At 38.1% G+C, this 24,167-nt stretch carries 27 protein-coding genes and 1 riboswitch; of the genes, 15 read left to right on the top strand and 12 right to left on the bottom strand.

The window, feature by feature from the left end:
- The first annotated feature begins 7 nt into the window (after positions 1 to 7).
- Positions 8 to 1,549 (top strand): endonuclease, encoded by a 1,542-nt coding sequence (locus MKJ01_RS16130; RefSeq protein WP_241615093.1) that lies wholly within the window; start codon positions 8 to 10, stop codon positions 1,547 to 1,549.
- A gap of 69 nt (positions 1,550 to 1,618) precedes the next feature.
- On the opposite strand, the gene MKJ01_RS16125 is transcribed toward MKJ01_RS16130, so the two are convergent.
- The 3 genes from MKJ01_RS16125 to namA are packed head-to-tail and all read right to left on the bottom strand — an operon-like array spanning position 1,619 to position 3,339.
- The gene (locus MKJ01_RS16125) at positions 1,619 to 1,942 is read right to left on the bottom strand and encodes a CCC motif membrane protein (protein WP_241615094.1); all 324 of its coding nucleotides are present in this window, start codon (positions 1,940 to 1,942) and stop codon (positions 1,619 to 1,621) included.
- Positions 1,943 to 1,971: 29 nt separating this feature from the next.
- Positions 1,972 to 2,256, bottom strand: a complete 285-nt coding sequence (locus tag MKJ01_RS16120) for a DUF2752 domain-containing protein (protein WP_241615095.1) — start codon at positions 2,254 to 2,256, stop codon at positions 1,972 to 1,974.
- A gap of 30 nt (positions 2,257 to 2,286) precedes the next feature.
- A complete protein-coding gene (gene namA, locus MKJ01_RS16115) occupies positions 2,287 to 3,339 on the bottom strand; it encodes an NADPH dehydrogenase NamA (protein ID WP_241615096.1) in 1,053 nt (350 codons plus the stop codon).
- Between the two features lie 101 nt (positions 3,340 to 3,440).
- Between namA and cdd the strand changes: the two genes are divergently transcribed.
- The 5 genes from cdd to MKJ01_RS16090 all read left to right on the top strand — a co-directional run bounded on the left by cdd (position 3,441) and on the right by MKJ01_RS16090 (position 9,816).
- Entirely contained in the window at positions 3,441 to 3,923 is a 483-nt protein-coding gene (cdd, locus tag MKJ01_RS16110; RefSeq protein WP_241615097.1) for a cytidine deaminase, read from the top strand.
- Positions 3,924 to 4,038: 115 nt separating this feature from the next.
- A riboswitch (cobalamin riboswitch) is annotated at positions 4,039 to 4,187 on the top strand.
- 119 nt (positions 4,188 to 4,306) lie between these two features.
- Complete coding sequence (locus tag MKJ01_RS16105) at positions 4,307 to 6,328, top strand: TonB-dependent siderophore receptor (protein ID WP_241615098.1); 2,022 nt, start codon at positions 4,307 to 4,309, stop codon at positions 6,326 to 6,328.
- 15 nt (positions 6,329 to 6,343) lie between these two features.
- Positions 6,344 to 7,468 (top strand): YncE family protein, encoded by a 1,125-nt coding sequence (locus MKJ01_RS16100; RefSeq protein ID WP_241615099.1) that lies wholly within the window; start codon positions 6,344 to 6,346, stop codon positions 7,466 to 7,468.
- Between the two features lie 19 nt (positions 7,469 to 7,487).
- Entirely contained in the window at positions 7,488 to 8,771 is a 1,284-nt protein-coding gene (locus MKJ01_RS16095; protein ID WP_241615100.1) for a DUF5074 domain-containing protein, read from the top strand.
- 28 nt (positions 8,772 to 8,799) lie between these two features.
- Positions 8,800 to 9,816: a T9SS type A sorting domain-containing protein gene (locus tag MKJ01_RS16090; protein WP_241615101.1), complete on the top strand. Its 1,017-nt coding sequence runs from the start codon at positions 8,800 to 8,802 to the stop codon at positions 9,814 to 9,816.
- A gap of 78 nt (positions 9,817 to 9,894) precedes the next feature.
- Here the strand turns inward: MKJ01_RS16090 and MKJ01_RS16085 are convergent, their stop codons facing one another.
- The 4 genes from MKJ01_RS16085 to MKJ01_RS16070 all read right to left on the bottom strand — a co-directional run bounded on the left by MKJ01_RS16085 (position 9,895) and on the right by MKJ01_RS16070 (position 13,291).
- A complete protein-coding gene (locus tag MKJ01_RS16085; protein ID WP_241615102.1) occupies positions 9,895 to 11,322 on the bottom strand; it encodes a CCA tRNA nucleotidyltransferase in 1,428 nt (475 codons plus the stop codon).
- Positions 11,323 to 11,496: 174 nt separating this feature from the next.
- Entirely contained in the window at positions 11,497 to 12,045 is a 549-nt protein-coding gene (locus MKJ01_RS16080; RefSeq protein ID WP_241615103.1) for an L-threonylcarbamoyladenylate synthase, read from the bottom strand.
- Positions 12,046 to 12,109: 64 nt separating this feature from the next.
- Positions 12,110 to 12,535, bottom strand: coding sequence for an IS200/IS605 family transposase (gene tnpA, locus MKJ01_RS16075; RefSeq protein WP_241615104.1), 426 nt, complete (start codon positions 12,533 to 12,535; stop codon positions 12,110 to 12,112).
- A 225-nt stretch (positions 12,536 to 12,760) separates the two neighbouring features.
- Positions 12,761 to 13,291 carry a hypothetical protein gene (locus MKJ01_RS16070; RefSeq protein ID WP_241615105.1) on the bottom strand — a complete coding sequence of 177 codons (531 nt, stop codon included), beginning with the start codon at positions 13,289 to 13,291 and terminating at the stop codon, positions 12,761 to 12,763.
- A 38-nt stretch (positions 13,292 to 13,329) separates the two neighbouring features.
- Between MKJ01_RS16070 and MKJ01_RS16065 the strand changes: the two genes are divergently transcribed.
- Positions 13,330 to 13,614, top strand: a complete 285-nt coding sequence (locus tag MKJ01_RS16065) for a hypothetical protein (RefSeq protein ID WP_241615106.1) — start codon at positions 13,330 to 13,332, stop codon at positions 13,612 to 13,614.
- Between the two features lie 91 nt (positions 13,615 to 13,705).
- Here the strand turns inward: MKJ01_RS16065 and MKJ01_RS16060 are convergent, their stop codons facing one another.
- The 4 genes from MKJ01_RS16060 to MKJ01_RS16045 form a co-directional block, all read right to left on the bottom strand.
- The gene (locus tag MKJ01_RS16060) at positions 13,706 to 14,221 is read right to left on the bottom strand and encodes a DinB family protein (protein ID WP_241615107.1); all 516 of its coding nucleotides are present in this window, start codon (positions 14,219 to 14,221) and stop codon (positions 13,706 to 13,708) included.
- Between the two features lie 118 nt (positions 14,222 to 14,339).
- Complete coding sequence (locus MKJ01_RS16055) at positions 14,340 to 15,479, bottom strand: cystathionine gamma-synthase (protein WP_241615108.1); 1,140 nt, start codon at positions 15,477 to 15,479, stop codon at positions 14,340 to 14,342.
- Between the two features lie 98 nt (positions 15,480 to 15,577).
- Entirely contained in the window at positions 15,578 to 15,904 is a 327-nt protein-coding gene (gldC, locus tag MKJ01_RS16050; protein ID WP_241615109.1) for a gliding motility protein GldC, read from the bottom strand.
- Between the two features lie 67 nt (positions 15,905 to 15,971).
- The gene (locus MKJ01_RS16045) at positions 15,972 to 16,955 is read right to left on the bottom strand and encodes a hypothetical protein (protein ID WP_241615110.1); all 984 of its coding nucleotides are present in this window, start codon (positions 16,953 to 16,955) and stop codon (positions 15,972 to 15,974) included.
- 169 nt (positions 16,956 to 17,124) lie between these two features.
- Between MKJ01_RS16045 and MKJ01_RS16040 the strand changes: the two genes are divergently transcribed.
- From MKJ01_RS16040 to MKJ01_RS16020, 5 genes are all read left to right on the top strand, one after another.
- Positions 17,125 to 17,646, top strand: coding sequence for a GNAT family N-acetyltransferase (locus MKJ01_RS16040; protein ID WP_241615111.1), 522 nt, complete (start codon positions 17,125 to 17,127; stop codon positions 17,644 to 17,646).
- 51 nt (positions 17,647 to 17,697) lie between these two features.
- A complete protein-coding gene (gene nadE, locus MKJ01_RS16035) occupies positions 17,698 to 18,489 on the top strand; it encodes an NAD(+) synthase (protein ID WP_241615112.1) in 792 nt (263 codons plus the stop codon).
- A 98-nt stretch (positions 18,490 to 18,587) separates the two neighbouring features.
- Entirely contained in the window at positions 18,588 to 19,085 is a 498-nt protein-coding gene (locus MKJ01_RS16030) for a ribonuclease domain-containing protein (RefSeq protein WP_241615113.1), read from the top strand.
- Between the two features lie 36 nt (positions 19,086 to 19,121).
- On the top strand, positions 19,122 to 19,430 hold the full coding sequence (locus tag MKJ01_RS16025; protein ID WP_241615114.1) for a barstar family protein: 309 nt from the start codon (positions 19,122 to 19,124) through the stop codon (positions 19,428 to 19,430).
- A gap of 221 nt (positions 19,431 to 19,651) precedes the next feature.
- The gene (locus tag MKJ01_RS16020; protein WP_241615115.1) at positions 19,652 to 20,248 is read left to right on the top strand and encodes a Crp/Fnr family transcriptional regulator; all 597 of its coding nucleotides are present in this window, start codon (positions 19,652 to 19,654) and stop codon (positions 20,246 to 20,248) included.
- 56 nt (positions 20,249 to 20,304) lie between these two features.
- On the opposite strand, the gene pafA is transcribed toward MKJ01_RS16020, so the two are convergent.
- Positions 20,305 to 21,951 carry an alkaline phosphatase PafA gene (gene pafA, locus MKJ01_RS16015; RefSeq protein ID WP_241615116.1) on the bottom strand — a complete coding sequence of 549 codons (1,647 nt, stop codon included), beginning with the start codon at positions 21,949 to 21,951 and terminating at the stop codon, positions 20,305 to 20,307.
- Positions 21,952 to 22,214: 263 nt separating this feature from the next.
- Between pafA and MKJ01_RS16010 the strand changes: the two genes are divergently transcribed.
- The 3 genes from MKJ01_RS16010 to MKJ01_RS16000 are packed head-to-tail and all read left to right on the top strand — an operon-like array spanning position 22,215 to position 23,876.
- Positions 22,215 to 22,541 carry a hypothetical protein gene (locus MKJ01_RS16010; protein WP_241615117.1) on the top strand — a complete coding sequence of 109 codons (327 nt, stop codon included), beginning with the start codon at positions 22,215 to 22,217 and terminating at the stop codon, positions 22,539 to 22,541.
- Position 22,542: 1 nt separating this feature from the next.
- A complete protein-coding gene (locus MKJ01_RS16005) occupies positions 22,543 to 23,322 on the top strand; it encodes a hypothetical protein (RefSeq protein WP_241615118.1) in 780 nt (259 codons plus the stop codon).
- A gap of 14 nt (positions 23,323 to 23,336) precedes the next feature.
- Positions 23,337 to 23,876, top strand: a complete 540-nt coding sequence (locus MKJ01_RS16000; protein ID WP_241615119.1) for a GNAT family N-acetyltransferase — start codon at positions 23,337 to 23,339, stop codon at positions 23,874 to 23,876.
- Positions 23,877 to 24,167 lie beyond the last annotated feature (291 nt).

Raw genomic sequence — 24,167 nt, 5'->3', positions numbered from 1 at the left:
TTTTGACATGAAAAAAACATTACTGATCTTAACATTGGCTTCGCTATCGGCAAATGCCCAGGCTCCGGCCGGATACTACAATTCTGCGAGCGGATTATCCGGAGCTCCCTTAAAAACAGCTTTAAGCACGATTATTACAAACGGTCATCAGGACAAAGGCTACAGTGGACTCTGGACAGGTTATAAAACAACTGACATCGATAAAAATTATGAAAACGACGGTTCTATTTTAGATATTTATTCTGAAAAGCCCGCCGCAGCAGACCCTTACAAATATACACCGGGAACCAACCAGTGCGGAACGTATTCGGTAGAAGGAAACTGCTATAACCGTGAGCATATTGTACCGCAGAGTTTTTTCAACGAAGCTTCTCCTATGGTTTCTGATATTCATTTTATCAGGGCCACCGACGGAAAAGTGAACGGCATGAGATCCAATTATCCTTTCGGAAAAGTAGGGACCGCCACTTTCACTTCAAAAAACGGATCAAAGCTTGGAAACTCTGCTTCATCAGGATATGCGGGGACGGTTTTTGAACCGATTGATGAATTTAAAGGCGATGTGGCCAGGATGGTATTTTATTTTGTAACCCGATATCAGAATAAACTTTCTACTTTCTCTTCTGGAAATATGCTGGGAGGTTCTGCATTTCCGGGACTACAGACCTGGGAACTTAATGTTTTACTGTCATGGCACAACCAGGATCCTGTTTCCCAGGCAGAAATCAACAGAAATAATGCGTCTTATACTTATCAGGGAAATCGAAATCCTTTTATTGATAACCCTAACTATGTGAATCAAATCTGGGGTTCAGGCTCTTCAGGCGGCGGCGGAACCACAACACCTCCTCCAACTTCAACGGGATGTACCAATGAAACTTTTGAAACCATCCCGACAGCAAGCAGCGCTTCTTATACAACAAGGACCTGGAACAATAACGGATTATCATGGACCGCAACCGATGCCAGAACGGATCAGACGATTTCCGGAAAAGCAATTACCGTAAGAGCCGGTTCGCTGACATCAGGAAGTTCAGCTAACGGTATCGGGTCACTGACTGTAACTACACAACTTAAGTTTTCAGGAAGTAACGGCACTTTTACCGTTAAAGTAAACGGAACAAACATCGGAACCATCCCTTATTCTACAAATGTTACAACTACAACCATCAGCAATATTAATGTTTCAGGAAACGTTGTGGTGACTTTGGAAAATAATTCATCAAGCAACAGGGTGGCCATCGACAACCTGAGCTGGACATGCTATTCGGGGACATCCAAAAAAAGTCAGATGACAGAGCCTGGATTGAACAGCATTCAAAAAGATTTACAGATTTATCCTAACCCGGTTTCCAACCAGGAGATTTTTGTACAGGGTGAAACTCAGAATATTAAGAAAGCTGAGATTTACAATCTTCAGGGTAAAGTTATGCAGACCATTGAACATCCTTTTAAAAACAGCAGGAATGTAATCAGAATTAAAAATCTTGAACAGGGAATGTATATTCTGAAACTGGATGATTCAGCACTGAAGTTTATAGTAAAATAGTATAAATAAGTATACTCCTTAAAAATTTAAAAATACATAATGAAAAAGACCGCTTATCGCGGTCTTTTTTTATCCTCTTCCCATTTTGGAAATATCTCTCATTTGTTCCATATATCCATCCCAGCCTACAGTGGCAAGAATAAAGACCATGTAAATAACCTGCAGTGCTCCTAAAGAAAGCCCGATAATACATAAGATACGTCCTGTATTCAGATTTCCGTAATCTGAATATTGTGACGGGTTCTTGTCATAAAGGAGTTTATCGTTTTTATACTTGCTCAGACCGATCAGTCCGCAGATAATCCCGATTAAACCTGTACAGCAGCAGGTTCCCACTACTGAAATAATCCCTAAAATCAGCACGGTTTGTGCATTTGGCAATTTTTGATCCATAGTTACATTTTAATGTTATTAATATTGTTTTAAAAAATTTGATGCTTGTAAAAATAGGCCACGACCATAATGACCGAATTAACCGCAGCCAGAATGACTAACAGGTTTCCGTAATTTCTCTTCTTATCCACAAAATTCAGGACCACCGTTGCAAAAAAAAGCAATAAGGTATATACGGCAGGAAACATATGGAAAGCCTCACTGAACTTTCCCTCGAAAACCATAACAATAGCCCTTTGGGTACCACAGCCGAAACATTCGATTCCCAGGAATTTTTTGCTCGGGCAGGGCAGCATGAAGTCTTCTATTTTCATTATTTTGTTTACCTTCTCAAATATAATAAATTAAGAGGAAATTTTCGCTCTTAAATATTGATGCGGAAAAAAGCAGTCTTCATTGGTTTCAAATGACCCCTGAACTGCAATGTAAGGGTTTCTTAAGATTTCCCTGGCAATAAAAATAAGATCAGCATCGCCTTTCTGAAGAATTTCTTCTGCCTGTTCTGTGTTTGTGATTAACCCGACAGCACCGGTTCTTACCTGCGCTTCTTTTTTCACCTGTGAAGAAAACGGAACCTGATATCCGTCGTATACAGGAATTTTAGCACCGTGAATGTTTCCTCCGCTGGAAACATCTACCAGATCAACAGCATGGTTTTTTAAAATCTTGGCCAATGCCGAGCTGTCATTGACATCCCAGCCGTTTTCCGCATATTCGGTTCCGGAAATCCTTACGAATAAAGCGATATTTTCATTAAGCTCTTCATTAACGGCATCCACAATCTCCAGCAGGAACCTGATCCTGTTTTCAAAACTTCCGCCGTATTCATCTGTCCTGATGTTAGAAAGCGGCGATAAAAACTGATGAATCAGATAGCCATGGGCCGCATGAATCTCAATGACATCAAATCCTGCCTGTACCGCTCTTTTTGCAGCTTCCCTGAAATATTGAACCTGTTCTTTGATTTCTCCGGATGATAAAGCATGAGGAATTCTTTCTTCCGGATGGTAAGGAACAGGACTTGGAGCAACAGTTTCCCAGCCTTCTTCAACCGGGATCTGGACATTATTCCATGTAGAGCCTTTTCTTCCTGCATGGGCAAGCTGGATTCCGATCTTACTTTCGGAATTCCGATGGACAAATTCTACAATATGCTGCAGCTTTCCTGCCTGTTCGTCATTCCAGATTCCCATACAGTGATTGGTAATCCTGCCGCGCGGCTCCACTCCTGTCGCTTCTATGATGACCAAACCGGTGCCGCCCTGAGACCTGCTGCCGTAATGTACAAAATGGAAATCATTGGCCAGGCCATTATCAGAAGAATACATACACATCGGGGACATGACCCAACGGTTTTTCAGCTCAACATTTCTGAACGTGATCGGAGTATATAACATGATATTATTTGATTTTAAATTAAAAATTTTTGAAGATGCAATAATCTTGCCTACCTCCTGAAAAAGAGCTATTTTTATCGCCCTTTTTTATTTTACAATATATGAAAAAAGAAACGCAGATCAGTTACGAATATTTTAAGAATAGCAGTGAACTGAACGATATAGAAACCGCACTATTCACAAAAGCGAAGGAAGCCCGTGAAAATGCATACGCTCCTTACTCAAATTTTCTGGTCGGCTGTGCCGTGCTGCTGGAAAACGGGGAGATCTATTCCGGGAATAACCAGGAAAATGCGGCCTATCCTTCAGGCCTTTGTGCAGAACGGACCGCTCTTTTCTGGGTTGCCGCAAATTTCCCAAACCTTAAAATCAAAAAGATTTTTGTTGTAGGCGGGCCGAAGGAAGTACAGGCAAGCCATCCTCCTATCCCACCCTGTGGAGCATGCAGGCAGAGCTTAATGGAGTATGAAACCAAGCAGAATGAAAATATCGATCTTTATTTCTCGAGCATGAATGAAGAAGTGGTAAAAGTAAATGCGATTAAGGATTTATTGCCGTTTTACTTTGATTCGACTTTTTTATAGCAATTCTCCAAACAAATAGCATTTAAAGTACAGGATTTATACTCTATTCAAGATTTTAGTTTAGTTTTCATTTTATTGAATTTACAAAAAAACAAATGATAATTTAACAATTTCTCATTGCTAATTCGCCATTAAAGACTTAAATTTGCAACAGTCTAAAAGGGAACCTGGTGGAAATCCAGGGCAGACCCGCTACTGTGAGTGATATTTGGTCATCGATCAACTATTATAAGTCAGACACCTTTTAAATCAATCATATAGATGAAGCTTTCGTGGAGTGAGGCATAGTCGGATTTAACCCTATTTGTACTGAGCAACATAGGTTATCTCTATCTATTCATATCATTTCATTACGCTTTTTTAAGGGCTTTTATAAGAATTGAATGAATAAACATCTTTACTCTCCTGCGCTAATCTTTTTATTAGCTACTCCCATTTCTATTTTTTCACAAAGTAGCAAGAACGATACTGTGAATACCAAAGTGATTGAGAGTATCATCATCAATATGAAGCGTCAGGAAACCGGAGTTATCTCATCTCAAAAACTTTCGGGTACCGAACTGGAAAAACTGAACAGCACCTCTGTTGCGGATGCCGTGCGATACTTTTCAGGTATTCAGATCAAGGATTATGGAGGCATCGGCGGCATGAAAACGGTAAATATCCGGGCCATGGGATCACAGCATGTAGGGGTTTTCTATGATGGAATCCCGATCGGAAATGCGCAGAACGGAACTGTGGACCTGGGGAGGTTTTCTTTAGATAATTTAGAATCCATTTCTCTTTACAACGGCCAGAAAAGTGAAATTTTCCAGGCGGCAAAAGATTTTGGTTCATCGGGATCTATTTATTTACAAAGCAGAACTCCGGTTTTTAAAGGTTCAAAAAAGACCAACTTCAATCTGAATTACCGTTCAGGATCTTTCGGTGTTGTGAATCCTTCTGTTTTGTTTGAACAAAAATTGAGTAACAAAGTAAGTCTTTCTCTAAATACAGAATATCTTACGGGAGACGGAAAATATAAATATTACCAGAGAGTCGCTTTGCCGGACGGAAGCCTCGGCTGGGAACGCAAAGGAATCAGGGAAAACGGCGACATCGAAGCTTTGCGGGCCGAAGCTGGAGTTTTCGGAAAAATAAGCAACGGAAGCTGGAAACTGAAAACGTATTATTACGATTCTGAAAGAGGTGTTCCCGGCGCTATTATTAAGAACGGGCCTATTCCATCAAGCAGACAATGGGATACAAACTTTTTTGTGCAGGGAAGTTTTGAAAAAGAAATCTCTCCAAAATATAAGTTTTTAATTAACTCAAAATTTGCTGATGATTATACCCATTATTACAATGACAATCCCAGCGGAACTCCGATTCTGATTGACAATACGTATAAGCAGCAGGAATTCTATATTTCGACGGCGCATCAATATTCTCCCTACAAATTCTGGAAAATCAATCTCTCCGCAGATTACCAATACAATACATTGGATGCGAATTTAAGGCAATTTGCTTATCCTCAAAGAAATACAGAGCTTATTGCTTTGGCGACACAATTTGATCTTAAAAAATTTAAGTTACAGGGAAGTGTTTTAGGAACTTTTGTTCAGGAAAAAATAGAAAATACAAATTTTTCAATTCCTCAAAACCGTTCGGAATTTACACCTACCGTATTTGCATCTTATCAACCGTTTGCAACCGACTTTAAGATCCACGGATTTTTTAAAAGAATTTTCAGAATGCCGACTTTCAACGATCTGTACTACGCAGACATCGGAAGTTCTCAACTAAAACCCGAATTTACCAATCAGTATGATCTGGGATTTACATTTAATAAAGATTTTCAAGGAGGAATATTAAAGAATATCAACCTTATTGCAGATGCTTATTACAATAAAATTCATGATAAAATTATTGCTGTTGCCAGAGAGCCATTCCGTTGGGAAATGTCTAATCTTGGTGAAGTGGAAATAAAAGGCGCTGATGTTTCAGCACAGGCAATCTGGCTGATTTCTGAGAATATTCTTTTCAGCAGCCGTTTTACCTATACTTTTACTGAAGCACTGAATATTACAAAAGGCAATATCACGTCTTATTACAGAAATCAAATCCCTTACACTGCAAAGAATAACGGAAGCATGTTGCTCGGACTTACGTATAAAGAATGGCAGCTCAACTACAGTTATATTTATGTGGGAGAACGTTACAATATGTCTCAAAATATCCCCGAAAACTACGAACAGCCCTGGTACAGCAGCGATATTTCCGGGACGAAAGAATTTAATCTGAAAAACTGGAAATTCAGACTGGGACTGGAAGTTAATAATCTTCTTAATCAGAATTATAGTGTTATCAGGAATTATGCGATGCCCGGGAGAAATTACCGTGTTAACTTAAGAATAATGTTTTAACAGTAAGATCTTATTATGAAAAAATTACACTTATTATCAGCCATTTTTTTACTTCTTACTGTCCTTTCCTGTAGAGAAGATTACGATTATGTGAACTATGGAGCAATTGTTTCGGGAGTTCAGGAGCCGGAAGATATTGATATTAAAGGTTTGTATGTACTGAACGAAGGAAATATGGGAAGCAACAAGGCTTCAATTGATTTTTTTGATTATACGAACGGAACATTTACCAAAAATTATTATAATGCTCAGAATCCAACCGTGGTCAACAGTCTTGGTGATGTCGGTAATGATATAAAAGTGTATAAGGATAAATTATATGCTGTCATTAATGTTTCCAATTATATTGAAGTAATGGATGCGAAAACAGCAAAACACATCGGTGAAATTCCGGTGCAGAATTGCAGATTCATTAATTTCCATAAAGATTATGCTTACATCACCTCTTATGGCGGTGCGGTGGGAGCTTCCCAGCCCGGTTATGTGGTAAAAGTAGATGTCAATACACTACAGATTGTCGGTCAGGTATATGTTGGAAAACAACCCGATGAACTTGAGGTTATTGGTGATAAATTATACGTTGCCAATTCAGGCGGTTACAGTTCTCCGGATTATGACAATACCGTTTCTGTGATTGACCTGAATACGTTTACGGAGATTAAAAAAATTCCGGTGGCGATCAATTTAAGTAAAATTAAAAAGGACGATTCCGGAAAACTATGGGTAACGTCACGAGGAAATTCTGCAGATGTTTCGCCTAAAATATATGTACTGAATCCCCAGACCGATCAGGTGATCAGAGAGATCAATATTCCGGTAAGTGATTTTTCCATTATTGAAAACAGACTTTACTACTTCAGTTATGTCTATACTTCTTCAGGAACTGAAAGCGGCTACGGAATCATTAATACCGACACATTCGCTACGATGAGCAATAATTTCATTACCGACGGCACACAGAATAATATCGTTATCCCGTATGGCATTGCTGCCAATCCTGAAAACGGGGATATCTTTATCGGTGATGCTAAAGATTACACTTCATCCGGCGAGCTTTTCTGCTACAACAAATTCGGGAAGCTGAAATGGAAAGTACCAACCGGAGAGATACCGGGACACCTCACTTTTTTATATAAATAATTAAAATAATTCAACAAAAATGAAACACTTTTACTCTAAATTTTTAAAACTGAGTTTTACAGCAGCAGGATTTACATTGCTGTCCGCACAGTATTCGAACGGCTATATCGTTGCTAATGAAGGAAACTACGGCTCTCCGACAGGAGAAATTTCTTACATTGACAACAACAATAATGTTACGAATAATGTTTATCATTTAGCCAATAACGGCGAGGCATTGGGAGATATTTTGCAGTCTATTTATTTCAATGGAGATAAATCTTACCTGGTTTTAAACAATTCCAACAAAGTAGTGGTCACCAACAGAGCAAGCTTTGTGAAATCTGCAGAGATTACCAGCAATATTGTACAGCCAAGATATACAACCATTGCCAACGGAAAAATATACACCAGCAATTGGGGAACATCTTCTGACCAACATGTTTCTGTACACGATGCGACTACCCAAGCTTATATTACAAGTATTACTTTAAGCCAGGATCCTGAGGAAATCGTTACGGTAAACGGAAAAGTATATGTAAACAAATCATCATACCGTGCAGGAAACAGCATTGAAGTGATAGATCCTTCAACCGACACCATCATTAAAACCATCACATTAAGCAGCGGATTGCAATCCATTACGGTAATCGGAAATGATATTTTCGCTTTATGTACAGGTTCAACAGGTTCAACAGTTTATAAGATCAATACCACTACAGATACAGTGGCATCAAGCATCGCAAATGCTACGATCGTACCGCCATCGGAATATGAAGCGCTTAAATTTACATCAGACGGGACAAAACTTTATATTGCGGGAGTGACAAGCGTATATTCTTTGAATAGTGATCTGGCAGCATTCAGCAGTACTCCTATTTTTACGACAACTCCAAGTACGACTTATGGTGATTTCTATGGTTTTGCTGCGATCGACGGAAAAATTTTCCAGGGGAATGCGAACAGCTTCGGTCCTAGTTCCACTGTGAATGTATATAACTTAACAGGAACTTTGCTGAATACATTCTCTACCACTATTGGTGCTAATAATGTTTATAAAAACCTGTTTACACCTTCAAATCTTGCGACTGCCGAAAATAAACTGAGCACTGCAATTTCAATTTACCCAAATCCTGTATCGGATGTTCTTTACATTAAAAATGCTGACACAGCTTCATATCAAATTGCTGATCTTTCAGGAAGAATTGTAAAATCAGGAATTTATAATAACGGAATCACAGTTTCAGATTTGAATAAAGGAACGTATATTATTCAGATTTCAGTTAAAAACACTCATAAAACAGAAAAATTCATCATTAAATAAATTGATGAGAAAAAATTAAATTATTACAATGAAAAATTTATTCATAGCAGCTTCTTTTTTTTCTGCCTGCTTTATAAGTGCTCAAAGTTATGCACCACAGGCCGGTGTTGCAGGGTCAACAGCGATCATAAGTACCAGTCCGCTTTTTAAATCCTGGGCAACAGGCGCTGCTATCGTACGCGGTCCACAGCAGATTAACGGAACTTCAGGAGCACTTGCCAATGCGGGTGTTGACACCAATGCCACAGGGGCATCCAACGGATCTGTTGTTTCTTTAGGCGACGGTGGTACTGCGACTCTTACTTTTGCAAAACCCATTACCAATGGAAGCGGATTTGACTTTGCGGTATTTGAAAACGGCTTCAATTCAAGTGTTACAGGAAAAGCATATTTAGAGCTAGCTTTTGTAGAGGTAAGCTCAGACGGAGTGAATTTCTTCCGTTTCCCTTCTCATAATGAATACCCTTCAAATTATATACAAAATGCTCCGGACCAGGGAGGATCAGGCTTTGCAACCATGGATGCAAAATACCTGAATAATTTTGCAGGAAAGTATGTTTCCAACTACGGAACGCCTTTCGACCTCAGCGATCTTCCTGATAATGTACTTTTAGACAAAACAAAAATCACCCACGTGAAAATTATTGATGTTGTAGGTACCAATATTGATGGATACAGAACGTACGACAGCTTTGGAAACATTGCCATCGATCCTTTCCCTACGCCTTTCGGTTCGTCAGGATTTGATCTGGATGCCGTGGGCGTAATCAATGAATTTGTTGCGGGCAGTATCTTATCAACGGCAGAAGGTCAGAAACCGGAACATAAAGTTAGCATTTATCCGAATCCTGCGTCAGATGTCATTAAAATCAATACAGCTGAGGATGTCGCTGTGAAGATTTACAGTGTTAACGGAACGCTTATTAAACAGGGCAAAACAGTTAATAAAACATTTAATGTGTCCGATTTATCAAATGGAAATTATATCATCCAGATTGATAATACGGTTACCAAATACAATCTAAAACTGATTATCTCCAAATAATTTCAGTCAGATTATATAAGCAAACCTCTTTCAAGTAATTTTGAAAGAGGTTTTTTATTTAACGTAAGTTTTTTAAGATTAAATTTTTTCCAGCCTGAGACCCAATTTTTCGGCTTCTGCGATGACAAAATTTCTTGCTTCTTCGCTGTCGTTTCCAATTTCACCTTCCAGGATGGCTTCTTTTACTTTCTCTTTTAAAATTCCGATTTCACGTCCCGGCTTCAGGTTGAACATTTCCATAATTTCCTCGCCGGAAATAGGAGGCTGGAAATTCCTCACCTGGTCTTTTTCCTCAACTTCTTTGATTTTAACAGCAACGTATTCAAAATTTTTCCTGAATTTTTCCTGCTTCCTGGAATTTTTGGTGGTGATATCCGCCTTGCAAAGCGTGAACAGATCTTCCATATCTTCTCCGGCATCAAACAGCAGTCTTCTCAGTGCCGCATCAGAAGCATCATCGGTAATTAAAGCAATCGGGCGGGAAGACAGCTTCACCATTTTCTGAACATACTTCATATCCGGGCCTAGCGGTAATTTCAATCTCTGAAACAAGGATTTTACCATTTTAGAACCTAAAAATTCGTGACCATGAAAGGTCCATCCCGTTCCCTCTACAAATTTTTTGGTCGGCGCTTTCCCTATGTCGTGAAGCAAAGCCGCCCAGCGCAGCCAAAGATTATCGGTATTTTCGGAAATGTTGTCAACGACTTCCAGCGTGTGGTAAAAATTATCTTTGTGTGTCTGTCCTTCCACTTCTTCCACGCCTTTCAGATCAATCAGTTCAGGAATAATTAATTTCATCAGCCCGGTCTGCTCCATTAATTGTAAGCCGATAGAAGGCTTCTGGGAAAGCATGATTTTGTTGAATTCCACCATGATCCGCTCCATGGAAACAATTTTGATTCTTTCGGCTTCCTGCTTAATGGCCTCTAGAGAATGTTCCTCAATCTTAAACTGTAAGGTTGAAGCAAAACGGATCGCTCTCATCATACGCAGAGGATCATCAGAATACGTCTGGGCAGGCTCTAAAGGGGTTTTTAAAATACCTTTTTCCAAATCACCGATTCCGTTAAAAGGATCAACCAATTCTCCGAAATTATCACGGTTTAAAGAGATAGCCATCGCATTTATAGTGAAATCCCTTCTTTTCTGATCATCTTCAATCGTTCCGCCCTCAACTTCCGGCTTTCTGCTGTTTTCAGTATAACTTTCCTTCCTCGCACCTACAAATTCCAGTTCAAGATCTTTATATCTGATCATGGCTGTTCCATAGGTTTTAAAAACGGATACTTTCATTTTAGGATCGATTTCTTTTCCTACGTTTTCGGCAAGCTCAATCCCGCTTTGTTCCGTCACAAAATCAATATCCGTAGAAGCTTTTCTTTTCATCAGCAAATCCCGGACATAGCCGCCGACAATATAGACCGACTGGTTGTTTCCGGCTGCCACCTGAGAAATTGTTTTAAAAAGTTTTAGGTTTTTATTTTGATTAAGATTGATGAACATTTTTTTAATAGATGTTAGATATTAGATGTCAGATACTAGATTTACCACTATCTGTAATAATTGTTAATTCATATCTAATGTAAAACCACTAAGAAATCAGATTGTAAGCTTAAACTAAATTTCCGACTTCTTAATGGTTAATTGATTTTGCAAAGATAATTAAAATCTTCTTTTTTATTCCCGAAGAACTTTTATTCTGTTGTCGCTCCATATTTTAATCACCGAAGAACCCGAATATTTTGAAACTACATCTCTGTTTTCTTCCACTGCATAATCTACTAAATCAATCATTTCAGATGAAATATCGGAGAATTTCAATGGACTTTTATCTCCACTAAAATTCGCAGAAGTTGAAACCAATGGTTTATTTAGTTTAGTGATTAATTTTTTACAGAAATCATTTTTTACCAGACGGATTCCTATGCTTCCGTCTTCTGCCAATAATTCTTTCGGCAAACCTCTGTGGTTTTCATAAACGATCGTCACTGGTTTTTCGCTGAGGTCAATAATTTCCCACGCCATTTCCGGAACATCCACCAGATCCTGCAGCCTCTTTTCAGACTCCACAAGGATGATCATGGATTTGTTTTTTTCCCTTTTTTTAATGTCAAAAATTTTGTTAACGGCGTCTATATTGGTAGCGTCACAGCCGATTCCCCAGATGGTATCAGTGGGATAAAGGATGGTTCCACCGGATTTTAGTATTTGTATGATGTTTTCCATATTCAATAGGGACGGGCTTTAGCCCGGTTTCAAAATTAAGCATTCATTTGGCTTTAGCCAAAACCTATTTAAAATTATATTTCTCTATAAATTCTAAATATTCATCTTCAAACGATTTTTTCTTATGATGTATTTCCTGATTTTTAATATAACTTTTAACCGATTCAACCATAGATTCCGAAACAGAGACCGCAAAATATTCATCTTGCCAAGCAAACTTTTCTTTAGTCAATTGATTTTTATTGATCCAAAAAGAAGATTCGCCTTTCATTAACTGAACAACTTTCTCTATATTTTGATTTGAACTTAAAGAGATCAAACAGTGACAGTGATCAGAATACCCGTTGACCATATCCAGATAAATATTTTTTTTGGAAGCGTTTTCTTTGATATGTTTCCAGACTTTGACTCTTAATTCTGAAGTATTAAGATAAGGAATTCTATTTCTCGTCGAAAATACAATGTGAATATAAATTTTAATAAATGGCATTTGTGTTGTTTTGCCAAAACTATTAATTCTTTTTTAAGTTTTGGCTAAAGCCAAGTGAATTGCATTAAATAGAAAAACGGGCTAAAGCCCGTTTCTATTGATAATGATGTTTATTGTTTTACGTACAACTTCGGCAAATACTTTCCCTCGATAATATTCAAATGATGCTTATTATAACCAATAATAATTTAAAATGCATTCAGTTCTTATGAGTAATTGAATGCATTACTTTAAAATTCTTTTCAAATCCCTCGCTTTGAAATACTGTGCAAATAAGACAGGCGTATTGAACCTTGTGGTTTCTTTAAGCACCGTATATAAAATTTTTTCATTCCTGATAAAAATAAAAGTCGTCTGTTCATAACCAGAAGATCCTTCATAAGTGGGCTCATTGAGAAAAAGTAAATAATCTGCTGCTTCGTATGTTCTGTAATTTTTTATTCTGCTGTACTCTGCAATTCTCCTTTTAATTTCCTCCGGCTGAATGTTTGTCCTGATTTCTTTAAGCTTCATTTCATTGAACTGACAGTACAATCCATGCAGTCCGAAAATCATTATTGGAAAAAAGAAAAATTCAGGAAAAGCAATATCATGACTTGTTATAAGATCGATCATCATTATTAATGAGACAAGAACAAAACCCGAAAACATGCTATAGCTTAGTGCCCGGTTCAATCCATCAGAATTATTCTCATTAAAAATCAGTTTTTTTAATTGGATGCTTCTTTCAATATCCAGATTATCCAGCCGGCGCATTTTTTTTATTTAGTAGTTTTAAATAAACTGCTGAAAAAGTGATAAACAGCATTGAAAACAGCCATAAAAAATATCCGGTATTCAGACTGGATATCTTTGCCATCCTTCCATTTTCAGCTGCTAAAATTTCTGTACAGAAAATAAATGACCCGGAAATGAGAATGGAAATGAAACCAGAGACCATTGCCATACTATTGTATTTTCTGAAAACACAGAAGAGAGAAATTAAAAACCAGACGTTTGCCGTCCATGTTAAAAATTCTTTTCCTGCACCTCCTAAAAAGCTAATGGGACCAATAACGAATACTTCAAAAGATGCGTAGCTTTTGGTTTTCCCCATGTCTTCTACGGTAAAGGCAGTAAAGAAAAGAGAAAGTATAAAAATAAGTATACTTATAATGGCTAGCTTATTCTTTAACTGACGCATACGGCTTGTGGCAAATACCTTTCTTTAATAATATTCAGGTGATGAATATTGTGACCAACAATTAATTTCCCTATGGTTTCTACAGAAATCTGATTTCCGTTGGCTGTTCCAATCGTATTTAAGACAGATGGTTGCAATGTTTCCAACAGGATCTGAGACGATTTTCTGATCAATTGATATTCTTCTAATAATGAATCTAAATTTCTTTTATTAGCAAAGGAATTTGCAGCATACATTTCTTCGTCAAAACCCGGCAATTCGTTTTGGTCACCTCTCGCAAAGGCTAAAATCCTGTATTGAAAAATCCTTTCCGTATCTGATAAATGCAAAAGCAATTCTTTTAATGTCCATTTTCCTTCCGCATATGCAAAAAAAGACTGTTCGTCCGTGAAACCGGAATACAGCTCGACCGTTTCTTCCCCTGTTTTTACAAGCTCTTTTAACCAGTTTCCAGATGGGATGAGGTCTAAATACCGCTGAACGTATTTCTGAAATTCAGTCATTTAAATAATATATTAAGTTAAGAATCGTGAGTTTGTCATCCGTAAAAATGATCATGAGAAAATTGAAGTTAAGCCATTTAACAGATCAATTTTCTCATGATGTATGTTTTTATTTTAATTAAGAAAATGCTTTTTCCAGATCTGCGATCAGGTCTTCCGCATCTTCGATCCCTACGCTTAGGCGAACCAGGTCATCTGTGATGCCCAATTCAGCACGTTTTTCAGCCGGGATAGAAGCATGGGTCATTAAAGCCGGGTGGTTGGCTAATGATTCCACTCCCCCTAATGATTCAGCAAGCGTAAACACCTTTACCTGCTCCAGAAACTTTACCGCATCTTCCTGTTTTCCGGATTTGAAAGTGAAAGAAACCATTCCTCCGAAATCTTTCATCTGAGATTTAGCCAGTTCATATTGCGGATGAGACTCCAGTCCCGGATAAATTACTTTGTCAACAGCCGGATGAGATTCCAGATATTTTGCAACGGCCATCCCGTTTTCAGAATGTCTCTGCACTCTTAATGCCAGTGTCTTGATTCCTCTTAACACCAGATAAGAATCATGAGGACCTAAAATCCCGCCGCTTGCAAACTGAATGAAGTGCAGCTTATCTCCCAATTCAGCATCTTTCGCTACCAGCGCTCCTGCGATCACATCAGAATGCCCTCCAAGATACTTTGTCGCGGAATGCATCACAATATCAGCTCCCAGATCAATGGGCCGCTGAAGATAAGGAGTCGCAAAAGTATTGTCAACAGCGACCAAAATATTTTTCCCTTTCGCTATTTCGACAACCGCCTTAATATCAACCAGCTTCATCAACGGATTGGTTGGTGTTTCCACCCAGATTAGTTTCGTTTTATCGGTAATCACATCAGCGATCTTAGATACATCATCAAAATTCACGAATGTAAATTTCAGCTGGTATTTTTCAAAAAGCCTTGTGAACATTCTGTACGTTCCCCCATATAAATCATCAACAGCTACGACCTCATCACCGGGATTCAGCAGTTTTAAAACACAGTCGATGGCTGCTAATCCCGAGCCGAAAGCAAGGCCTCTCGCTCCGTTTTCAATACTTGCCAGAGAATCTTCCAAAGCCTGTCTTGTAGGATTCGCCGCTCTTGAATATTCATAACCGGAATGAACTCCCGGGCTTGTCTGTGCAAAGGTGGAGGTTAAAAATACAGGCACATTTACGGAACCGGTTGCGGGCTCGTGGTGCTGTCCTCCGTGTATTACTTTAGTATTAAAATTCATAATTGGTATAATTAATAATTTGAGAATTTGAGAATTTGAAAATGCTTACTAAATGCTTAATTTTCAAATTGCCTCATTATCTCATTTTCAAATTGGTTTTACATTTTTATAGCAGATTTAACGGCAAACTCCTCTGCAATTTCTTCCATCCATTGTGCTACATCTTCTTCACCGGTTGCCCTCTGGTATGTATTTCCAAGAGAAACCAGGATCTGGTGGATAAACATTTTCATCTGGTCAACCGGCATTTCTTTGGTCCACAAATCAATTCTTAAAGCTTCCATTGTTTTATCATCCCAAACGGAAATCATGGTCGCTTTGGTTTCCTCCTTTTCTATTCCTCCATCCTGTGCATTCCAGGTGATATGTTCGGGAATATGGTTTTCATCAAGTTCTACATCTATTGTAATCTGAGTTTTTCTCATAATGTTCTCTATTCTTTCTAATTTATTTTTATTTTCGGCTGTTAAGCCTCTTCATCAGTACACTTTCCTATTTCATTTTCGGTTTGTATCCGGACTGGTTAAAGATTACCGTTGCATCCATCTTTAAAAAATCCTGCAGTTTGGTATCCGGTTTTTCATTAAGATAAGCTTTACAGATCTGCCACCCGGCAAAAATCCCTACCTGTGGTGAAGATTCATTGTCTATATCAGTATAAAACTTTGAGAAAGGCCCCGGCGCAATAAACCGGTCCTCCAGCCTGTGGTCATCACCGAAAATAATATTGTTTTCCACAAAATAATTCCAGATGTTGGCTTCATTGGCCACTGCCCATTCGTACTGCTTCTGGGTATAATTCATTTTCAGGTATTCCGGATAGGTAGGTAAAAATGCATCTTTAAGAATCATTATTTTACCGTTCAGGATCATCATATCAATAAATTTCTGGTGATCCGGCGATTCTTTTACGAAGCCTTCTGCAAAAATCTGCGCCACTTTCGGAACAATATTGTTCGGATTCATCGATTTCTGGAAATACATTTCCAGGCCTTTGTAATTTGCATTCCCGTCTCCCATGAACCCGGTAACGTCAATGAAAAGAAGGTTTCCTTTTGCATCATAAAAAATAGGATCCTGCACCATCTGTAACGCCGAAGAAAATAAAAATACCTTTGGACTTTTAAACTGTGGAAAATAATATTTAATATGTGAAAACAGATCGTGAAGATCAGTCTGAAGCTTATTCCGGTCTATCTTTCCGATGGCTTCCTTGTAAATTTTAATTTCTTCCTTATCAGTCCTGCGTTTTCCAAAATCAGCATCGCTTACGGTTCCCTGGAACCATGGAAATTCAGCTTTAAACTGCTCTAACGGGATGCTCTGATTATAGAACTTGCCTGAAATATCTGTAATGATTACTTTTTCAGCCGGTGTTTTCACTTCCACGTCCCATTGATTCTGAGACTCTTTATTACAGGAGCCCAAACTTAAAACTAATCCTAGAGAAAGCGCAATAATTCTGAAAATCTTCATATTTTTACAAGGAATTTACAGGTACAAAAATAAGGATTTAAAGATAACCTGATGCCGAAAAATAAAATAATTGCAACTCTTTTCATGCCTTTGTTCTGCTTTTACAGTATATAAAAGTCTGCTTCCCGTTTGTGGAAACTTTGGAAAAGCTGAGGCAAAAAAATAAAATATGGAACTTAAAACCGAAAGACTTATTTTAAGAAAATTCGAGGATCGTGATGCTGAACGCCTGTTTCTTATGGATTCGGATCCTGAAGTCGTAAAATATACGGGTACATTGCCTGTTACAGACCGCAGTGAATCCGAGAACATGATCCGTATGATCCAAAAACAATACGATGAATATGGCACAGGAAGACTGGCAGTCATCGAGCAGCAGAGCGGGCTTTTCATTGGTTGGTGCGGGCTTAAATTCTGTATTGAAGCAAACGGGTATAAAAACTTTTACGATTTAGGCTACCGTTTCCTCCCTGAATACTGGGGAAAAGGATATGCTTCGGAAGCGGCAAAAGCTTCGCTTGACTGCGGATTCAAAAAACTTAATCTTGATAGTATCTATGCGGATGTCCATCATGAAAATGCGGCCTCGCATCATCTGCTGAAAAAGCTCGGTTTCATTAAAACCGGTGAATTCACAGAACCTGACGGCCTTTGTTTCTGGTATGAAAAACAACGTGATAAGCATCTCTGAATATTTTTGGAATATAAATTGAAACGTCTTAAAAAAATTAAAATATAAACAATGCAGACACAAAAAATAACAGACCATATTGTGAACTGGCTTAAAGATTACGCCACAAAAGCCAATGCGAAAGGATATGTATTGGGCGTTTCGGGAGGAGTAGATTCCGGAGTAGTTTCTACGCTTTGTGCGATGACGGGGCTTGAGGTGCTGCTTCTGGAAATGCCGATTCGCCAGAAAGCTGATCAGATCACCCGGGCACAGGATCATATTGAAGACTTAAAGAGGAGGTTCCCAAACGTAAAAGGCCATACAGTAAACCTGACTCCGGTTTTTGAAAGCTTTGAGAGTATTGTTGAAGAGCATGCGAAGGACAACGCCAATAACAATCTTGCGCTGGCCAATACAAGATCGCGTTTCAGAATGCTGAATCTGTATTATTTCGGACAGCTCCACGGACTTTTGGTTTGCGGTACCGGAAATAAAGTGGAAGATTTCGGAATCGGATTTTATACAAAATACGGTGACGGCGGTGTGGATGTCTCACCGATTGCAGATCTATATAAAACAGAGGTCTATGAACTGGCAAGATCATTGAACCTTATCGAAAGCATCCAGAATGCGATTCCTACAGATGGACTGTGGGATGCTGAAAGAACTGATGAAGATCAAATTGGAGCGACCTATCCTGAGCTTGAAAAAATCCAGAAGGAGTATGGAACAAAAGCTGTTGCAGATTATGAAGGCCGCGATAAGGAGGTGTTTATGATTTTCGACAGGATGCATAAAGCCGCTAAACACAAGATGGTCCCGATCCCGATCTGCGATATTCCTGAGGAATGGAGAGGATAATAATGTAACAATCCGGAAGTTTCCCAATAGAACAGTAAATTATCTGTTGTATTAGTATATTCCAACATTGTTAAATTACTACATTTTAAATTAAAAATATGACCGGTAAAACAAGATCCTTATTTTTTATCTGCCTGGGGCTTCTTTTCGGAATGTCTGTGATGTATGTTTATCATAATTTCATTGCAGATAAAAAATCAGCACCTTCTACACATCCTGTTGTTGAGTATGCAACAGCAGACGGGAATTCCGGCAACACAATTCAACAATCAATTGATCAGCTGACTGCAGAAAAGACGGTTGTTGACTATGTAAAAAAGAACCATACCCTGCCCGCATATTATATTAGTAAAAACGAAGCCAGAAGTCAGGGCTGGGATCCATCAAAAGGCAATCTCTGTGAGGTACTGCCCGGAAAAGCAATTGGCGGGGACTGTTTCGGCAACCGGGAAGGGAACCTTCCAAAGGATGAAACATATTATGAAGCTGATGTCAACTACCATTGTGGCAACCGCAATGCAGATCGTATTGTATTTACCAAAAACGGCAAAGTTTATCTGACAAAAAACCATTACAAGAGTTTTAAAGAGCAATAGGTTGGATATAAAATAATCCTTACTAAGATAAAGAATATGAAGACACTATATATAGATTTTACGGACATAGGAGATGATGAAGATTTCTATGCCCAATTGAAAGAAAAAATTACCCTGCCTGAACATTTCGGGAACAATCTGGATGCGTTATCCGATGTTATTACGGGCGAACTGGAAATGCCGCTTCACATTGAATTTGTCAATATGACTGTTGATCAGCTCGAAACATTTGAAGACCTGCTGATTACCCTCGAAGATGCGGAGGAAGAACTGGAAGGTTTTACTTTCACATATTTTTTAGAACAGTATGCTGATGAAGATGATAATATTAATAACAAAGATTAAATACAGACCGATCAATAAAAAACCCGCAGAGCAAGTCTACTCTGCGGGTTTTATGTTGGAAATCATTTATTTTATATTGATGAAATAATTAATCTTCATATTGGACATATTGCAGGCAATTGCTTTATCAGAGGCACTTCTAAGGCATGCATGTGGTATTAATTAATTTTTAAACAAGATGTTTATTCGTTAATTTTATCACAAATAAATACTGTTAGCTTATGATCATTTGCGAAAACCTATTGTTTTCCCATGGCGCTGAACTGCAAAACTATATCCCCGGTGAATATATCTTTAAAGAAGATAACACTCCGAAATATTATTTACAAATAAAATCAGGCACTGTAAAGTTAAGCAGCTTTTTGGAAGATGGTAAAGAGTTTATCCATGGAATCCCATTTGACGGCCATTGCCTAGCAGAAACCTATCTTTTTCATGACAAAAAATATGCAGTCAACGCCATTGCCATTACAGACTGTAACATTATAAGGCTTGAAAAGACCAAGCTGATGGAAATGCTGAAAGAAAAACCTGAACTTTTTTTTAAAATGTATTCTTATACGGCAGACCGTATGCATTACCGGTATATCATTGCCGCTCCGTTTTCGTTTCAGGATCCTCTTGCTAAGCTTCATCTTATCATGAACCATGTTAAGAGTCATTTCGGCTTTAAAGAAAAGTTTTCTTATCCCATTCCTTACACAAGACAACAGCTGGCATCGCTTACCGGCATGCGTATAGAAACAGTGATCCGGACGATTAAAAAGATGGAAAAACAGGAACTTGTGAGAATTGACGGTACTAAAATTTTCATTTAATAAAAAAATCCTCAACTGGTGTTAAGGATTTTCAGATTCTGTTATTTAAAAGTATTTTATTTACCTGTAACTTCCGTGATCGGGTTACCGATATTTCCGCTCGGAAACTGAATTTTCAGCAAAGAAGAAACCGTTGGCGCGATATCGGTCATATTATAAGGCTTATCGCTTTCGCCATGCTGAATTCCCCAACCCATAAAAATTAATGGAATATGGGCGTCATAAGAATTCCACACGCTGTGCGTAGTTCCCGTTTTTGCATACGGCGGAAGCATGGAATCGTGAGAAATCAGCTGAATATCTCCGCTTCTCTGCCTGTTTATTCCGTTGATGATTCTCTGCTTGATAGGTTCCGGAATTGTAGCTTCCTGTACCTTTGTCACTGAAACAGCATACAGATCATTCGGGTCATTTTCAATCTCCTGAACCGTGAAGTCCTTCACGTCATCGAGGGATATATTATTATCTTTCAATAATTTCCTGTCAAAATAAATCTGGTAATTATCCACTGCATTGATCAGTTTATCCACGCCAAATTTTTCTTTCAGTTTCTTATTCATATTCAGCTCCATTCCATCACCGAAAAACCCTGTAGTTATTTTATGCTCCTGCAGAAATCCTACAGAATGAGCTCCTCCATGATCTGCCGAAAGGAAAACCATATACTTTCCCTTCCCCACTTTAGCATCCAGGTAATTGAAAAATTGTGCTAAATCCTGGTCTAGGCGTAAATACACATCCTCTACCTCAATAGAATTAGGACCGAATTTATGTCCTGCATAATCTGTAGACGCCAGATTAATCGCCAGCATATCCACAAAATCATCACTTCCTAACTTTTCTCCTTCCAGCACCGCTTCTGCCAACTTTAAAGTCAGTGTATTCCCAAACGGCGTGTAACGGATATTATCTTTTTTGGACTTATAATCAGCCGCCAGATTGCTGTAAGGAAACGTAGGAGTTTTAGCGCTGCCCAATAATCCTTCCCATGATGAATTGTCCGGTGAACTTTCGGTATACTCACCGATTGGAAGCAGCGTATTCCAACCATTCGCCACCAGCTTATCCGGAAGGTTTAAGGCATTAAATGACTTCAGCCATTGCGGAAGTTCATTCATATACCAGGTGCTGGTAATAAAATTTCCGGTAGAATCATCAAACCAATAGGCACCGTTCGGGGTATGGCCTGCCGGAAGAATGGAAGCACGGTCTTTCAGGGAAACACCCACTACTTTCCCCTGAAAATTAGTCGCCAGCCTTAATTCGTCACTCACGGTGGTTGACCACAGGTTTTTTGGAGAATGGCTTCCTACTTTTACATTGGTAGTACCAACTGGCTGTACGCTCTCGTCGGTAGTACAATACACATTTTTCCCTGTTTCTTTATCTGTCCAGTCATTTCCTGCAATCCCGTGGATCGCCGGAACAGAACCGGTATAAATACAGGTGTGACCTAAGGCTGTAACGGTAGGAACATAAGGAATATGAACATTGTTTAAAGAATAGCCGGTATTCAACAGTCTTTTAAAACCATCGTTGCCGTATTTATTATAAAAGCGGTACAGGTAATCCCACCTCATCTGATCTACTACTAGCCCCACTACCAATTTGGGCCTTTCCAACTGAGAATTCCTGTTCTTCTGCGCATGGGTTGTGATAACGGACAAAAAAGCGACCGCCACAACCGAAATTTTCCTAAGCATTCGTAAAATTTTATTGAGAACAAATTTACAGGTTTTGAAATTTTCAGGATGTGAAATTTTAATTAAATTTAATCCTTCCGATTGTTATAAAAAAGTAACATTCTACTGGTATTCGTGTAAAGGCAAGCAAGTCATGCAAGCGATAATTATTAAACAGTATACAACGGCACCATGAAAGTCATAATAGCTGTAAGTTTTTCACTTTTTTCGGATTGATTTTTTTACATTTGGAAGGACAGAACTCCTGCATAAATCTTTAATTAATGAAACTTTTCAGACCTTTTCTTTTATGTGTTTCAATCTTATTATTCGGATGGCTTTTGATGAGCAATATTACCCTCATTAATGTCGCCACTACACTGAATGAAGCTGAAATAAGCTCCGAAATCGCCAGGGTAAATAGTTTTTCGGACATCGATCATCTGAAAAAATTTACTATTGAAAAGATCAGCTATATGGAAGTGATCAGAAAAAGATTTTCGGAAAACGCAATGATAAGGGTGGCTGTAATTTCAGTACTGGCTTTTATACAAATCATTCTTTATGTAATGAAGAGGAATGAGTTTAAATCGGAATCCATAGGTCATTAAAATGATTTTAGGAGTATATTGGTATTATCGGTTTCCTGAAGGCTTATATGATTTTAAATACTTCAGATTTTTAAACGGCTTCGGAGGACATGTCAATAATCCGGCCCAGCTTCAGGCAAGAATCTGTGTTCAGAATACCGGAAATTTCCTGTCCGCTGTAAAAATATTGAAATCTAAATATAGAATGGCGTATTTAACCATCAAAACAAGCGGGAACCAATTATTGATAGAAACAGGAGACTACAATTTATTCGATTATCATTTTCAACTGGTGTCAGAGATTGAACAACTCTTAGAAAATGAGAATGCAACTCTAGCAGATCATGAAATTCCTTTTCATTTGGAAACCCGTTATGATTTTGATGCAGATTGGGAAGGTATCGATGACAAAAACAAACATAATTTCATTCAACTCGTAGGCTCAGACTTTAAAAAATATAATGCAGAAAACTTTTCATTGCGGATAGACTGTCATCTCTCCCTACCTCTAAAAAAGAACTTTATTAATGATTTGACCGAAGCATGTCACCAGGAAAATATCTCCGTTTTCTATTACTATGATTATGAAAAGGATGATTTTGTCAACCTGATGCTTTTTTTCACCAACGGACGTCAGACCAAAGAGCATCTTCAGATTGTTAATATTCATTCTTTCGGAAACAGAGTACAAAGCATAGCTGGAAAATATGCTGTAAAATATAAGCATAAAAAAGGGTTGGAATCATATCCTGCTAACGGTCCTCATGTACAGTTAATAACTGATGAAGAAATGATTATCTAAATCCTATAAAACCAATGGAAATAAAGAAATTAAACAAGCTTACGGATAACCTTAAGGTAAAATGGGGTTTAACCGGCTACCAAACCGATACGATATATGCTGTTTCAGCCATTGAGATGGGAAGTGCTTTTGAATTCAGCTTAAGAGAGAAAAAACAGTCGTATATGAAAGTCTGGTCGACAGAACCTGAACACATTGCTCAACTCAATACCATCATTGAACAGAAACATTCTTTCGGCGCTTTTCATGAAGGGGAACTGATCGGTTGGGCCATCTGTGATTTCAGAGCATCAAACCACAGCCTTTTTATTGAAACTATTTTAGTCAATGAACCTTTCAGAAACCAAAATGTAGGCAGGATGCTCATAAAAGCAGTTAACCGGGAAGCAAGAGAACTGAACTGCAGAATCGTAGAACTTGAAACCCAGAATACCAATTACCCGGCGATCCGGTTTTACCTGAAATGCGGCTTTACATTTACCGGAATCAATACAAAAAGATATCCAGATTCTGCGGAAACAGCTGTATTGATGAGTTTTGATCTTATGGTTTAATTGTAGTAGTGGCTGTGTTATAGAAGATATATTAAATTTTATGTGTCCATAGTCTTTGTGATAAAAACATGATTCTTTACAAATAATATTTTATAAACCAAGCCTTAAAATCACTATAAGAAATTAGCAACAAACAATAACATCTATATACATTTTCATTATTTTTTCAGACATAAATCAATACTATTTTTATACAATAAATAAAATTATTAATTATTTAATAATTATCAGGTTATTTTTATATCTTTATTTCATAAAATTAATACCACTAATATACCATGTTTAATGTCT

Source organism: Chryseobacterium sp. SSA4.19, from assembly GCF_022601875.1.
Classification (GTDB): domain Bacteria; phylum Bacteroidota; class Bacteroidia; order Flavobacteriales; family Weeksellaceae; genus Chryseobacterium.
The sequence above is the reverse complement of the archived record's forward strand: the minus strand, read 5'-3'. Positions and strand labels throughout refer to the sequence as shown.

Coding starts and splice junctions, on each gene's coding strand:
- MKJ01_RS16130 (WP_241615093.1), top strand. CDS start 8: ATGAAAAAAACATTACTGATCTTAACATTGGCTTCGCTATCGGCAAAT.
- MKJ01_RS16125 (WP_241615094.1), bottom strand. CDS start 1,942: ATGGATCAAAAATTGCCAAATGCACAAACCGTGCTGATTTTAGGGATT.
- MKJ01_RS16120 (WP_241615095.1), bottom strand. CDS start 2,256: ATGAAAATAGAAGACTTCATGCTGCCCTGCCCGAGCAAAAAATTCCTG.
- namA (WP_241615096.1), bottom strand. CDS start 3,339: ATGTTATATACTCCGATCACGTTCAGAAATGTTGAGCTGAAAAACCGT.
- cdd (WP_241615097.1), top strand. CDS start 3,441: ATGAAAAAAGAAACGCAGATCAGTTACGAATATTTTAAGAATAGCAGT.
- MKJ01_RS16105 (WP_241615098.1), top strand. CDS start 4,307: ATGAATAAACATCTTTACTCTCCTGCGCTAATCTTTTTATTAGCTACT.
- MKJ01_RS16100 (WP_241615099.1), top strand. CDS start 6,344: ATGAAAAAATTACACTTATTATCAGCCATTTTTTTACTTCTTACTGTC.
- MKJ01_RS16095 (WP_241615100.1), top strand. CDS start 7,488: ATGAAACACTTTTACTCTAAATTTTTAAAACTGAGTTTTACAGCAGCA.
- MKJ01_RS16090 (WP_241615101.1), top strand. CDS start 8,800: ATGAAAAATTTATTCATAGCAGCTTCTTTTTTTTCTGCCTGCTTTATA.
- MKJ01_RS16085 (WP_241615102.1), bottom strand. CDS start 11,322: ATGTTCATCAATCTTAATCAAAATAAAAACCTAAAACTTTTTAAAACA.
- MKJ01_RS16080 (WP_241615103.1), bottom strand. CDS start 12,045: ATGGAAAACATCATACAAATACTAAAATCCGGTGGAACCATCCTTTAT.
- tnpA (WP_241615104.1), bottom strand. CDS start 12,535: ATGCCATTTATTAAAATTTATATTCACATTGTATTTTCGACGAGAAAT.
- MKJ01_RS16070 (WP_241615105.1), bottom strand. CDS start 13,291: ATGCGCCGGCTGGATAATCTGGATATTGAAAGAAGCATCCAATTAAAA.
- MKJ01_RS16060 (WP_241615107.1), bottom strand. CDS start 14,221: ATGACTGAATTTCAGAAATACGTTCAGCGGTATTTAGACCTCATCCCA.
- MKJ01_RS16055 (WP_241615108.1), bottom strand. CDS start 15,479: ATGAATTTTAATACTAAAGTAATACACGGAGGACAGCACCACGAGCCC.
- gldC (WP_241615109.1), bottom strand. CDS start 15,904: ATGAGAAAAACTCAGATTACAATAGATGTAGAACTTGATGAAAACCAT.
- MKJ01_RS16045 (WP_241615110.1), bottom strand. CDS start 16,955: ATGAAGATTTTCAGAATTATTGCGCTTTCTCTAGGATTAGTTTTAAGT.
- MKJ01_RS16040 (WP_241615111.1), top strand. CDS start 17,125: ATGGAACTTAAAACCGAAAGACTTATTTTAAGAAAATTCGAGGATCGT.
- nadE (WP_241615112.1), top strand. CDS start 17,698: ATGCAGACACAAAAAATAACAGACCATATTGTGAACTGGCTTAAAGAT.
- MKJ01_RS16030 (WP_241615113.1), top strand. CDS start 18,588: ATGACCGGTAAAACAAGATCCTTATTTTTTATCTGCCTGGGGCTTCTT.
- MKJ01_RS16025 (WP_241615114.1), top strand. CDS start 19,122: ATGAAGACACTATATATAGATTTTACGGACATAGGAGATGATGAAGAT.
- MKJ01_RS16020 (WP_241615115.1), top strand. CDS start 19,652: ATGATCATTTGCGAAAACCTATTGTTTTCCCATGGCGCTGAACTGCAA.
- pafA (WP_241615116.1), bottom strand. CDS start 21,951: ATGCTTAGGAAAATTTCGGTTGTGGCGGTCGCTTTTTTGTCCGTTATC.
- MKJ01_RS16010 (WP_241615117.1), top strand. CDS start 22,215: ATGAAACTTTTCAGACCTTTTCTTTTATGTGTTTCAATCTTATTATTC.
- MKJ01_RS16005 (WP_241615118.1), top strand. CDS start 22,543: ATGATTTTAGGAGTATATTGGTATTATCGGTTTCCTGAAGGCTTATAT.
- MKJ01_RS16000 (WP_241615119.1), top strand. CDS start 23,337: ATGGAAATAAAGAAATTAAACAAGCTTACGGATAACCTTAAGGTAAAA.